Annotated in this window: 14 protein-coding genes; 8 read left to right on the top strand and 6 right to left on the bottom strand. The window is 58.3% G+C overall.

The genetic code is table 11. The features are described from left to right. Positions 1-222: 222 nt before the first annotated feature. On the bottom strand, positions 223-642 hold the full coding sequence (locus RSK20926_RS12395) for a cupin domain-containing protein (protein WP_037255044.1): 420 nt from the start codon (positions 640-642) through the stop codon (positions 223-225). Positions 643-696: 54 nt separating this feature from the next. On the opposite strand from RSK20926_RS12395, the gene RSK20926_RS12390 reads away from it, so the two are divergent. Both RSK20926_RS12390 and RSK20926_RS12385 read left to right on the top strand, forming a co-directional pair. Further along, positions 697-2,115 (top strand): protein adenylyltransferase SelO, encoded by a 1,419-nt coding sequence (locus tag RSK20926_RS12390; protein WP_008207153.1) that lies wholly within the window; start codon positions 697-699, stop codon positions 2,113-2,115. A 56-nt stretch (positions 2,116-2,171) separates the two neighbouring features. Beyond that, on the top strand, positions 2,172-2,642 hold the full coding sequence (locus RSK20926_RS12385) for a DUF4279 domain-containing protein (RefSeq protein WP_037254968.1): 471 nt from the start codon (positions 2,172-2,174) through the stop codon (positions 2,640-2,642). 191 nt (positions 2,643-2,833) lie between these two features. On the opposite strand, the gene RSK20926_RS12380 is transcribed toward RSK20926_RS12385, so the two are convergent. Then, on the bottom strand, positions 2,834-4,165 hold the full coding sequence (locus RSK20926_RS12380; protein ID WP_037255042.1) for a DEAD/DEAH box helicase: 1,332 nt from the start codon (positions 4,163-4,165) through the stop codon (positions 2,834-2,836). Between the two features lie 362 nt (positions 4,166-4,527). Here RSK20926_RS12380 and RSK20926_RS12375 point away from each other — a divergent pair, with 362 nt between their 5' ends. The 6 genes from RSK20926_RS12375 (at position 4,528) to RSK20926_RS12350 (ending at position 9,325) form a co-directional block, all read left to right on the top strand. Beyond that, positions 4,528-4,935 carry a Fur family transcriptional regulator gene (locus RSK20926_RS12375; RefSeq protein WP_037255040.1) on the top strand — a complete coding sequence of 136 codons (408 nt, stop codon included), beginning with the start codon at positions 4,528-4,530 and terminating at the stop codon, positions 4,933-4,935. A 264-nt stretch (positions 4,936-5,199) separates the two neighbouring features. Continuing rightward, the gene (locus RSK20926_RS12370; protein ID WP_008207147.1) at positions 5,200-6,123 is read left to right on the top strand and encodes a DMT family transporter; all 924 of its coding nucleotides are present in this window, start codon (positions 5,200-5,202) and stop codon (positions 6,121-6,123) included. Positions 6,124-6,303: 180 nt separating this feature from the next. Continuing rightward, positions 6,304-7,578 (top strand): phosphopyruvate hydratase, encoded by a 1,275-nt coding sequence (eno, locus tag RSK20926_RS12365; protein ID WP_008207146.1) that lies wholly within the window; start codon positions 6,304-6,306, stop codon positions 7,576-7,578. A gap of 245 nt (positions 7,579-7,823) precedes the next feature. Beyond that, a complete protein-coding gene (locus tag RSK20926_RS12360; RefSeq protein WP_157133111.1) occupies positions 7,824-8,330 on the top strand; it encodes a DUF2971 domain-containing protein in 507 nt (168 codons plus the stop codon). Continuing rightward, positions 8,327-8,779 carry an MEKHLA domain-containing protein gene (locus RSK20926_RS12355; protein ID WP_037255038.1) on the top strand — a complete coding sequence of 151 codons (453 nt, stop codon included), beginning with the start codon at positions 8,327-8,329 and terminating at the stop codon, positions 8,777-8,779. Before RSK20926_RS12360 ends, RSK20926_RS12355 begins: the two co-directional genes overlap by 4 nt. 90 nt (positions 8,780-8,869) lie before the next feature. Continuing rightward, the gene (locus tag RSK20926_RS12350) at positions 8,870-9,325 is read left to right on the top strand and encodes a GNAT family N-acetyltransferase (RefSeq protein ID WP_008207143.1); all 456 of its coding nucleotides are present in this window, start codon (positions 8,870-8,872) and stop codon (positions 9,323-9,325) included. A gap of 13 nt (positions 9,326-9,338) precedes the next feature. Here RSK20926_RS12350 and RSK20926_RS12345 read toward each other — a convergent pair whose 3' ends face one another. From RSK20926_RS12345 to mazG, 4 genes are all read right to left on the bottom strand, one after another. Then, positions 9,339-9,788, bottom strand: a complete 450-nt coding sequence (locus RSK20926_RS12345; protein WP_008207142.1) for a GNAT family N-acetyltransferase — start codon at positions 9,786-9,788, stop codon at positions 9,339-9,341. After that, positions 9,785-10,318, bottom strand: coding sequence for a GrpB family protein (locus RSK20926_RS12340; protein WP_008207141.1), 534 nt, complete (start codon positions 10,316-10,318; stop codon positions 9,785-9,787). Before RSK20926_RS12340 ends, RSK20926_RS12345 begins: the two co-directional genes overlap by 4 nt. Continuing rightward, on the bottom strand, positions 10,315-11,256 hold the full coding sequence (locus tag RSK20926_RS12335) for a nucleoside hydrolase (RefSeq protein WP_008207139.1): 942 nt from the start codon (positions 11,254-11,256) through the stop codon (positions 10,315-10,317). The genes RSK20926_RS12340 and RSK20926_RS12335 overlap by 4 nt, the downstream gene beginning before the upstream one ends. Positions 11,257-11,370: 114 nt before the next feature. Further along, positions 11,371-12,228: a nucleoside triphosphate pyrophosphohydrolase gene (mazG, locus tag RSK20926_RS12330; RefSeq protein ID WP_008207135.1), complete on the bottom strand. Its 858-nt coding sequence runs from the start codon at positions 12,226-12,228 to the stop codon at positions 11,371-11,373. Between the last annotated feature and the right edge of the window lie 43 nt (positions 12,229-12,271).

Below are 12,271 nucleotides of genomic sequence, written 5' to 3'. Positions count from 1 at the left end.
GCTTTAACCAACCAAAGGGTTCCCCCCTTGATAGAGTTAGCTCGCTCTACCCTCAGAACTTTGGCGTGATGGAAAGATTCCGGCAGAGGTTGCTGATCCTGCCATAAGAGGATGCCTAGCAACGCAAAGACTGGCCAGGTGAATCTTGCGAATCTGACCATGGATGATCCGGCCAGGCGAGATTTGGCAAATGTTGATCTCCCTGTGACCATCTTATTCGACTTATCCGCGTGGAATATCAAATCCGGGTGCGGCCAGTTCAAAGCCTTCGAACCGGAACCCGGGCGAGACGGTGCAGCTGACCAAAGTCCAGTCCCCCATGCTACGCGCAGCTTGCCAGTGCTGTTCTGGCACGATGATCTGCGGCATCCCCTTGGTCAGGTCCGGGCTGAGGAGGTGGTCCTGCGCCGGACCAGCCTCATCTTCCGCCAGGGACAACACCAGGTCTGCCCCCGCATGATAGAGCCAGATCTCGGTGGCATCGACCCGGTGCCAGTGACTGCGCTCTCCGGCGGTGAGTAGAAAGTAGATGCAGGTTCCGCTGGGGCGGCCCGCGTTCTCGGCAACCCAAGTCTGGCGGTACCATCCCCCTTCGGGATGACGTTCTAGTTGCAGTTTTGTTATTATTTCATCTGCAGTCATCTTTTTGCTCATCTTCTGGCTGGCTTTCTTTGTCCTGCTGAATATCTTTGAGCCATGGCACTGCAGATCCCCTTTGACAACAGCTTTGTGCGACTCGGACCAGGCTTCTATCAGCGGCAGGCCCCGGAGCCCGTCCGCGCGCCTGAGCTGATTGTTTTTAACGCTATGCTGGCAGAGATGCTGGGGATCACGCCTGGGGACGCGCGAGAACTGGCAGAGGTTTTTGCCGGAAACACTGTACCCGAGGGTGCTGAACCGCTGGCCCAGGCCTATGCAGGACATCAGTTCGGCACATTTAATCCACAGCTGGGAGATGGCCGTGCGATCCTGCTTGGCGAGGTGCTGGCCAAGGATGGGATGCGCCGAGATATTCAGTTAAAGGGCAGCGGACGCACTGTTTTTTCCCGGCAGGGAGACGGTCGCGCTTGGCTGGGGCCGGTTCTGCGTGAATACATAGTCTCCGAAGCGATGTATGCCTTTGGCATCCCCACAACCAGAGCATTGGCCGCGGTTAGTACCGGCGAAACTGTGCGCCGCGAGGGCGGTCTGCCCGGTGCGGTGCTGACCCGTGTCGCTGCCAGTCACCTGCGGGTGGGGACCTTCCAGTTCTTTGCTGCCCGCGGTGATCGCTCTGCGCTGAAGACCCTGACCAGCTACGCCATTGAACGCCATTTTCCCGGTGCTGATGGGGTTACCGGATTGCTGCGCGCGGTGCGCGACAAACAGGCGGCCCTCATTGCGGCCTGGATGTCTGTTGGGTTCATCCATGGGGTGATGAATACGGACAATTGCGCCATTTCAGGTGAGACCATCGACTATGGTCCCTGTGCTTTTCTGGACAATTACGACCCGGATAAGGTCTTTTCCTCGATTGATCACATGGGGCGCTACGCCTTTGGAAACCAGCCAAGCATTGCGGTTTGGAACCTTGCGCAATTTGCCACTGCGCTGATCCAGCAATTGGAAGATCCCAATGAAGTACTGGAAGAGGTGACCGCGATTGTCCATGCAATGCCGTCGCTGATCGAAGCGGAATGGCTGCGGTTGTTCCGGCGCAAGATCGGCCTGGTGACGGTGGAAAGCGAGGATATGGATCTGGTCAGCGACCTCTTGCAGCAGATGGCGGAGAACCAAGCCGATTTTACCAATACCTTTGCGGCCCTGCCCAGCGGCAAGGCCCGCAATCAGTTTACGGATCCGCGTGCCTTTGATGCCTGGAATGTCAAATGGCAAAAACGACTGGAAAGCGAAAGTGGCTCGCAGATTGTCATGCGCGCCAGCAATCCGCTTTTCATTCCCCGTAACCACCGGATCGAAGAGGTGATTGCCGCAGCACTTGAGGGCGATTTTAACCCGTTCCACCGTCTGAACAGGGTCCTTTCCAAACCCTTTGAGCAAGAGGCGCAGGACCTTGATCTACAGCGTCCCCCTGCACCGGGGGAGGCTGTGGAAGCGACGTTTTGCGGCACCTGAGGCGAGTTAGCCATTGGAAAAGCCAAGCATTTGTTGAGGCCAATTTGGATGTTTGAATGAGCTCACCACCTGAAACAGATCGAGAATATGCCTATTTTCGGGCTGTAGGCACTGAGGACCCGGTTTTTGTTTCCAATTTGCTAAATTTGGAACCCAATGATGTTTGGAAGCTGGGTGACCCGTTTGAAAGAAACGGGCGCAGCTTTTTGCGCCGGGGTTCACAGTGGAAACTGGGCAGTGGTCTCACCGATCAAGATACCCTCTCCGATCACCTGTCCGAACTTCTGAAGCGGCTCGAACCCCAGCGTGAGGGACTTCTTCGTGTTAAAGAGAAGTTCAGGACGCAATTTGTCTGCGTTGGTTACTACTATCAAAGCTTCAGCTGGGAGTTGGACTTCGACCTCCAAAGGAGAGCTACGGCACTCGGAATTGAGTTCTGGTTCGACACATATTCCTTCGGGGACCACCATGAAGAAATGGTAGAACTTCGTGAGCAACTCGAAGTTCTACGCAACACAGAGAAATAGCTGAGTGATGTGCTCATCTTACTAACCGAGTTTCGAGCAAAGAGAGTGGAGGAGACCTTAAAGAGAGTGGAGGAGACCTTTAAGTGGCCTTTGTTTGCTGATGCTCTGGAAAGCGAAAGCTTCTCTCATGATGAAAAAGAGCCCCCATTGATTCGAGGGGGGCTCCTATACGGGTTTAGCCCAGCCTGTACCTAGCGGGCTTGCCGTTTGGCACCTGCGGGTTTGCTGCTGCTGCGGCCTGGGTTGGGGGTGGCGGCACCCTGTGGTTTGCCACGGCCCTTGCCACCACGGCGACGGCGCTGGCCGCCGGGTTTACCGCCTGGCTTGCCTGCGCCATTGCCGCCATGTCCGCCGGGGCGTCCGCCACGGGGGGCGGCCGGGTCCGGCATCGCCTCCCAGGGGCGACCGGAGGCGGTGGGGATGGTGATCTTCATCACCTTCTGGATCGCCTTCAGCTCTTCCATCTCGTCCGGCGCGCAGAAGGCAACGGCTTCACCATCTTTGCCTGCCCGCGCGGTGCGACCGATCCGGTGCACATAAGCGTCAGGCACATTAGGCAATTCGTAGTTATAGACGAATTTCACATCAGGAATATCAAGGCCCCGCGCCGCCACATCGGTGGCCACCAGCACTTTGATTTCACCGGATTTGAAAGCGGCAAGGGCGCGCTCGCGCTGGCCTTGGCTCTTGTTGCCGTGGATCGCGGCGGCAGCAAAACCGGCCTTCTCCAGCACCCGCATCAGCTTTTCCATACCGTATTTGGTACGACCGAAAACAAGCGTGCGCTCATCCTTGTGATTGGCCAGCAGCTCTTTCAGCAGCGAGAGCTTCTCTGCCTTGGCGATGAAATGCACCGATTGTGTGACCTTGGCGGCAGGCTTGCCCGGAGGTGTTACTTCGATCCGCACAGGGCGTTTCAGGTAGGAATTGGCAATCTCATTCATCTGCTTGGGCATGGTGGCCGAAAACAGCATGGTCTGACGCTCTTCGGGCAGCAGGGCCGAGATCTTGCGCAGGGCGTGGATAAAGCCGAGGTCCAGCATCTGGTCGGCCTCATCCAGAACTAGAAAATCACAAGAGCCCAGGTCCAGCGCGTCGCGGTCCAGGATGTCGAGAAGACGGCCCGGAGTTGCCACCAGAATATCGGTGCCGCGGGCAATGCGAGAGATCTGCGGGTTGATGGAAACGCCGCCCACCACCAGGCCGACCTTCATCGGGGTGCCTTCGGTCAGGGCCTTCAGGGTTTCAGCGATCTGATTGGCCAGCTCACGCGTTGGGGCCAGTACTAGCCCGCGTACGGTCTTGCCGGCGGGCTTGCGCCCATAGTCCAACATCCGCGAGATCAGCGGCACCCCAAAGGCGGCGGTTTTGCCGGTGCCGGTCTGGGCCAGGCCCAGAACGTCTTCGCCGTTCAGCGCGTGGGGGATGGCGCGGGCCTGGATCGGCGTTGGGTCTTTAAGACCCATATTGGCCAATCGGGTCAGGATATGTTTGGGCAGGCCCATAGAAGAAAATTCAGTCACGTCTCGTCCTTTCGCGGCCCGCAGGACATCCGCAGGCCAGGGTGCCGCTGGGAAATATCCCGTCGAGCGGCGCAAATGGGGCAAAACCCTCGGGCAGCGCAGGCCGAATGCCGCACCGCCGGGAATTGCGAGTAGCCCCACGCGTGATTTTGGGAACATCGGCACTTCACTAAACATCGGGAGGGGTCGCGCGGTGGCGCGTCCGGATGTCTCTGCTCACGCGGCAGGGAGGGATGCCTGTCGCGGCAATGAAGGCTTCTGTGGATAAAGTCAATGGTGAGATAATGACGAATTCCTGTTTTCGTAGCCCGCGACTTTCAGTAAACAAGGTCCCCAAGCAAGCGGATGAAAGCTGGACGCCAATGACGATTATCGCCCGATGTGAAGCAAAAGGACTGCGCATGACCGGACAACGCCGTGTCATTGCCAAGGTGCTGCAGGAAAGCGCGGATCATCCGGATGTGGAAGAGCTCTACGCCCGCGCCAGTGCCCTGGATGCTGGGATTTCGCTGGCGACAGTCTACCGCACCGTCAAACTTTTTGAAGAGGCGGGTATTCTGGACCGGCTGGAATTTGGTGATGGGCGCGCGCGTTACGAAGATGCGGACCGCGATCACCATGACCATTTGATTGATCTCAGCACCGGTAAGGTGATCGAATTCTGCGATCCAGAGATTGAGGCCCTGCAAGAGAAGATTGCAGCCAAGCTGGGGTATCAGTTGAAGGGCCATCGGCTGGAGCTCTACGGGGTTCCAAAGAAGACCGACTAAACGCTGGCTGTCCTGGGTCCAATTGGCGGCAGCTCATTCGTTTGGGCAAAAAGCTTCCGTGCTTAGATCCTGTAAGGGTGCGGGGTGGATGAATTCATCAATATCTGTGATGAATGTCCTCACAAACTCTCTTGCAAGCTGTCGCAAACATGCTTGAGCGACATCGCTTTTGCCCCCATCAAGGTCGGGTTGCCCCGGATTGGATCCGATTTTACCGGGTAGTCCCGGTGGATCCGATGGCGGCATTCTTTAGGAGACGCGCGCATGAACAACCTCAATGGGATCCTCTTCATCATTGCTTCCATGGCGGCTTTCACGCTGGAAGATATGTTTATCAAGCGCCTCTCCGGTGAAATTCCTGTAGGGCAGATCCTGATCATGCTGGGCGTCGGCAGCGGATCCGTTTTTGCCGTCATGGCGCTGATCAAGGGCGAGAACCTTTTTGCCCCCAAGGCTTGGCGCGGGGTTGTGCTTTTGCGGTCGGCGGCGGAGGCCCTGGGGGCCATGGCCTTTGCCACGGCCCTGTCGCTGGTGGACATTTCCACTGTTGCTGCGGTGTTTCAGGCACTGCCGCTGGTGATCACCATGGGGGCAGCGCTATTCCTGGGCGAACAGGTCGGCTGGCGCCGCTGGAGTGCGATCTGCGTTGGCTTTGCCGGGGTTATGATGATTGTGCGTCCAGGGCTGGACGGGTTTGATCCTTCGGTCATCCTGGTGCTTCTGGCGGTGCTGGCAATTGCCGCGCGGGATCTTTTGACCCGGCTGGTGGACAGCAACATCTCCTCCACTGTGGTGAGTTTTCAGGCCTTTGCCTCACTGATCTTGGCCGGGTTGGCCTTGCTGTTGATCACTGGGGAACAGGCGCGAGGAATAGATCTGCGCCAGGGCGGCATGATGCTGGGTGGCATCCTGTTTGGGGTACTCGGCTATTATGCAATCGTCGTCGCAACGCGGATCGGTGATGCCTCTGCCATCACGCCTTTTCGCTACAGCAGGCTTTTGTTTTCGATCCTGGTGGGGGTTATCGTCTTTGGCGAGCGACCCGATGCGCTGACCCTATGCGGGGCAGGGCTGATCATTGGCTCCGGTCTCTATACCTTCATGCGCGAGCGCCGCATGGTGAAACAGGCCCAAAGAGAAGCCCGGGAGGAAGCCCGCCAACGCGCCTGTGCCAGCCCTGCGGCGTGAAGTCACAGTCAGGCGCCCCTGTCGCCGGGCTCCCGTTCCCGTTACCGGTTGCGCAAACAGGAAAATGTTAGCCCTAACCAAGTGAAATAAGGTGTGTTAGCGGTAACGAGGGCGGTTTACTTTTCTGCACCGGCTGCTAAGACGCGGGCAAGTAATTGCCACAGTCAGAGGTCTCCTGAGATGAGCACGATTATCGATATCCACGCCCGCGAAATCCTGGACAGCCGGGGAAACCCGACGGTTGAGGTAGACGTGGTTCTCGAAGACGGCACCATGGGCCGCGCCGCGGTTCCCTCCGGCGCCTCGACCGGCGCCTATGAGGCGGTGGAGCGCCGCGATGGCGACAAGAGCCGTTACTTGGGTAAGGGCGTGCTGGAGGCGGTGGCCGCAGTGAACGGTGAGATCGCCGAAGAGCTGGTCGGCTTTGATGCGACTGAGCAGGTCGCCGTGGACAGCGCCATGATTGAGCTGGACGGCACAGAAAACAAAGGTCGCCTGGGTGCTAACGCGATCCTGGGTGTGTCGATGGCGGTGGCCAAGGCCGCAGCCGATTTCACCACCCAGCCGCTGTTCCGCTATGTGGGCGGCACCTCGGCGCGGGTTCTGCCGGTTCCGATGATGAACATCATCAACGGCGGCGAGCACGCAGACAATCCGATCGACATTCAGGAATTCATGATCATGCCGGTGGCAGCGGAGAACATCCGCGAAGCCGTGCGCATGGGGGCTGAAGTCTTCCACACTCTGAAGAAAGAGCTCTCCGCTGCGGGTCTTTCCACCGGGATTGGTGACGAAGGCGGCTTTGCCCCCAACATCGGCTCCTCTCGTGAGGCACTGGATTTCATTTTGAAATCGGTTGAAAAGGCAGGCTACCGTCCGGGCGAGGACATCTATCTAGCGCTGGACTGTGCTGCGACCGAATACTTCAAGGACGGCAATTATGTCTTCTCTGGTGAGGGCAAGACGCTGTCTTCGGAAGAGAATGCCGACTACCTGGCGGCGCTGGTCAATGACTACCCGATCATCTCCATCGAGGACGGCATGTCCGAGGACGACTGGGACGGCTGGAAACTGTTGACCGACAAGATCGGCGACAAGGTGCAACTGGTGGGTGATGACCTCTTTGTCACCAACCCAGCACGTCTGAGCGACGGCATCTCCCGCGGCGTGGCCAACTCCATGCTGGTAAAGGTGAACCAGATCGGCTCGCTGACCGAGACGCTGAAGGCGGTCGATATCGCCCATCGTGCGGGCTACACCAATGTGATGTCGCACCGTTCGGGCGAGACCGAGGATGCCACCATTGCTGACCTCGCCGTGGCCACCAACTGCGGCCAGATCAAAACCGGCTCTCTGGCGCGCTCTGACCGGTTGGCAAAATACAACCAGCTGATCCGCATCGAAGAGGTGCTGGGCGAAGTGGCTGAATACGCAGGCCGATCGATCCTGAAGTAAGCACTGCGAAACCTGCTTACTTGAATTGCTTTACGCTCCGGATTAATGTCCGGGGCGTTTTTTTGTTTGGGATTTTTGAAATGAAAACTAGGCGCGTCTACTATTACTCTTCTTCAGAGCACGCTGTTGAAAACCTTAAGAACCAGCGCATTAAAGTGAGCAGATTCTCGCAATGTAACGACGTCTTTGAGTTAGAAGCAGTCGATTTTTCTGACCGAAGCACCAGGGAGACGGTTAGAAAGCTCATGAAAAAAATTAATGATGAGCACGGCTTAGTCTGCCTATCTAGAACGTGGAAGAGCCCGATCATGTGGTCTCATTATGCAGACAAACATAAAGGTGTTTGCTTCGCGTTTGATGTGAACGCCGAAGAAAGCTTCAATGTTACCTATTCCTCAGAGAGGTTTTATCCGGGGATCACCAATGAAAACTTCTTCCAGCATGTAAGTGAAAATAGGATGGAAGAACTTTTCGGCACAAAGTCAATTGAATGGGCATATGAGCAAGAAGTTCGATTAATGGTTCCTTTGGAGGGAAAAGAGCCGGATTGCGATGGGAACTTCTTTTTTGGTTTTGGCGGGGACTTGTGTTTGCGGGAAGTATACCTGGGGCAGAACTCTAAATTGACCATCGAAGACATCGAAGAAGTTACTCAGGGAATGAATGTTGAAGTGATCCCGACTAGACGGGCCTTCCGCACTTTTTCGGTAGTAAAACAGAAGAAAAAGAATTTGTGGCCAAGGCGCAGATGAATTGCCCAGCACCAGGGAACGGATACCAGGCGGGCCATGCCGAATTGCTGGCGGCATCGCATTTGGGGATTACCGGTCGCGCGCTCCTGCCGGACCGGGGTGCCAAGGCGCTCTATCATGCGCCATTCCCGATCCTGTCTCATGATGGGGCGGCGGATCCGGTTCTGACATATGGCAATCTGGCGGCGCAAGAGCTGTGGGAGATGTGCTGGGAGGAGCTGACGGCGCTGCCCTCTAGGCTGACAGCGGAGCCCGCACATCGGGCCCAGCGGGATGCAATGTTTGCCGAAATGCGCGTAAAGGGCTTTGTCGAGAATTATGCGGGCATCCGGATCAGCGCCAGTGGACGGCGGTTCGAGATCCGCAATGCGGTGATCTGGCCCCTTATAGACGCGCAGGGTGTCAAGCACGGGGAGGCGGCGGCCTTTCAGGACTACCGCTTTCTTTGAGTCCTGAATTTCTATGAACTCTTGGGCCCTTGCGTTCTTCCGGGTGGCAGATAAGTTACCCTCATAATTTGATCAAATTATGAGGGTGAGATGCAGATCCGTGAAATCGCTGAAGAAGATGCCGCTCTGGCTGGGGAAATGATTGCTGCGCTTTTGCAGGAGCTGACCGGGGGCGAGGTCTTTGATCCGGCGCCCTTGGCAAAGACCGCAGCGGAGCTGTTGCGCAGTGAAGATGTTACGGGATTTGCAGCCCTTGACGGATCGGAGGCCGGAGCTCCAATTGGCCTGGTCATGCTCAATCAATGTGCAGCGATCTATGCGGGCGGGCGTTTTGGCGAGGTCACAGAACTATATGTGCTGCCGGAATACCGCTCGCAAGGGGTGGCCGCGCGTCTGATCGAAGCCTGCGCTGCACTGGGGCGTACGCGCGGCTGGCAGCGGTTGGAGGTCGGGGCACCGGATCAGCCTGCCTGGCAGCGGACGCTGGCTTTTTACCAGCACCAAGGCTTTCAGGAGACCGGGCCGAGGCTGCGTTTGCTTCTGTAGCGCTGGCTTACCCTCAGAGCAGTTTGGTCATCAGCATGTAGTTGTCGCGCGGCTGGAAGCGGCAACGAAGGTAGAGCCGCTGGGCAGTCTCATTGCCCCGGTCCACTTCCAGATGCAGTGCTTTTATACCTGCTTCGCCCAGAGTTTTTGGCAATTCGATCAGCACCTCGCTGGCGATGCCGCGGCCGCGCACCGGCGGGCGGATGTAAAGCTCATCGATGAAGGCGTCCATGCCGCCGAATTCAACCGACCAGCCAAAGGTCACCACCACATAGCCAATGGGCGCGCGGGTGGGGCCGATGATGTAGACTGCACCATAGGGGATTCCCTCCAGCAGCGGTTCAATGCCAGCGCGGCGGTGCTCCTCGCTGCTCTCCAGCCCTTCCTCCGCATGGAAGGCGGCGACCATAGGCAGGAGTTTCTCCAGATGTTCCTGACGGGCCAGATGCAGGGCGGCACTCATAACGGGCGATCCTTCTTTTGCAAGTAGTCGGCTACCGCGCGGGCCTCTGCCTTTTCGATCCAGGGCGATTTGCAGGCGCCATAGGCCTGATGGTCACCGGGATGCAGGGCGGCGCATTTGCCTTTGACCGCGGAATAGGCGGCGCGCAACGGCGCATTGGCACGCAGGGCATCGCGAAAGGCCAGGTGACGGGTGATTTCCGATGAGCCTTTAGCATAGCAATGGGCCTGGACCAGACGCTTGCCACTTGCCGTATCATCCCGGCGGCAATAGCGGCGCCCGGGCAACCCGAACTCAGCCAGCCACTCATAGCCCAAGGCCTCGATCCGGGGCCGGGCGGCATCCATTGCAGCCTCATCCACGAACTCCGGCAGCAAATCAATGATCGGCATTGCGGGCAGGCCCGGCACAGAGGTGGAGCCGATGTGGTGCACCGCGATCAACCCTGCCAGATCCGCGCCGCGCCAGCGGTCCGCTTCGACCTGAGCCTGGGCAGGCCAGGTGGGGTCGGGTGGGGCAATGAGGCTCACAACCGGGCCAGACGTTCGGTGATCAGCGCAAAGAAACCATCCGCATCGAGATCACCCATGAACATGGCGTTGGGGCTGCGGTCAGTGACCCCCCACCAATCGGCCACGGTCATGCCCAGGGTCAGCTCTGACTTGGTCTCGATCTCGACATTGACCTTGCGGCCAGAGAAGAGATCTGGGCGGATCAGATAGGCAATGACGCAGGGGTCATGCAAAGGCCCGCCTTCGGAGCCGTATTTCTCCACATCGAAACGCTCGAAGAAATCCAGCATTTCGGCGGTGAAGGTTCCGACCCTACTGTTCAGGGCGCGAATGGCCTCAATCCGGGGGCGAGTGGCGAGTGCTTTGTGGGTGACATCCAGCGGCATCATGGTGATTTTCACGCCGGATTTCAGGACGATGTCAGCCGCTTCCGGATCCACATAAATATTGAACTCTGCCGCCGGGGTGATGTTGCCCACCTCGAAATAGGCCCCGCCCATGAGGACGATCTCTTGTATCCTTTCTGCAATATCAGGTGCGCGCTGCAGGGCATCGGCAATGTTTGAAAGCGGGCCGAGCGGGCAGAGGGTGACACTGCCCGGCGCCTCGCGGCGCAGGGTGTTGATGATGAAATCGACGCCATTCTGATCCTGCAGGGGCATTTGCGGCGGGATCAGTTCCGGTCCGTCCAGCCCGGTTTTGCCATGCACGTGCTCGGCGGTGACCAGGGCGCGCGCCAGCGGCGCGCTGCGCCCGGCAAAGACCGGGATATCGCTGCGGCCGGCCGCCTCGCAGGTGATCCGGGCATTGATGCTGGTGCGCTCCAGCGGCACATTGCCCGCCACGCAGGTGATGCCGAGGAGGTCGAGTTCTTCCGGGCTGCCAAGAGCCAAGAGGATGGCAACCGCATCGTCCTGTCCGGGATCGGTATCGATAATGATCTTGCGCGGGCTCATGGATCTGTCCTGTCGTAAAGGGAAAAAGTCGCAGCGGCGCGGCAGAAAGTCCAGGTTTGGCCCCGTGCTGCAAATGCTGATTTTGGATATTTATGGAAAGATGAAGAGAAGGGGCTAGGTTTTTACTCTTTCGGTTTCCTTCACCGCATCCCAGAGCGCGTCCATTTCGGCCAGATCGCTGTCTTCCGGCCGTTTGCCGAGGGCGGCAAGCCGGGCCTCGACCCCTTCGAAGCGGCGGATGAACTTGGCATTGGCGCGGCGCAGGGCGGCTTCTGGTTCGACGCCCAGATGACGGCCGAGATTGGCCATGACAAACATCAGATCACCGAATTCCTCTTCAATCTTGTCCGGGGTGAGGTGATCGCGGGCCTCGACCAGCTCGGCGCTTTCTTCCTGGATCTTGTCGATCACATGGCTGGCGTCCGGCCAGTCAAAGCCGACGCGGGCGGCGCGTTTTTGCAATTTATACGCCCGGAGCAGGGCCGGCAGACCTACCGCGACCCCACCCAGTGTTCCGGTCTCGGCCTTGCCCGCGCGCTCCGCCGCCTTGATCGCTTCCCAGTCACGGGTCTGCTGTTCGGCGGATTTATCCCGGCTCTCATCGCCAAAAACATGTGGATGGCGCGAGACCATCTTGTCCGACATGGTCTGAACCACATCCTGAAAGGTGAAATGCCCGGCTTCCGCAGCCATTTGCGCGTGAAAGACCGATTGGAACAGAAGGTCGCCCAGCTCGCCCTTCAGCTCCTGCCAGGCCTCGCGCTCGATGGCATCGGCGACCTCATAGGCCTCCTCAATGGTATAGGGCGCGATGGTGCTGAAATCCTGCTCGATGTCCCAGGGGCAGCCGTTCTGCGGATCGCGCAGGCGGGACATGATCGCGAGGAGGCGCTCGATGCCTGCTCTGCGGTCATGAATCAGATCCTCGTTCAACGCTGGGTCACTTGCGGGTTTTGCGGTGGTTTCAGGCATTGCGGCTCATCTGCTTAAAGTGTCAGATGCATCAATCCCGAGT

Source organism: Roseobacter sp. SK209-2-6, from assembly GCF_000169455.1.
Classification (GTDB): Bacteria; Pseudomonadota; Alphaproteobacteria; order Rhodobacterales; family Rhodobacteraceae; genus Pseudophaeobacter.
This window is presented reverse-complemented; position numbering and strand designations above follow the sequence as displayed.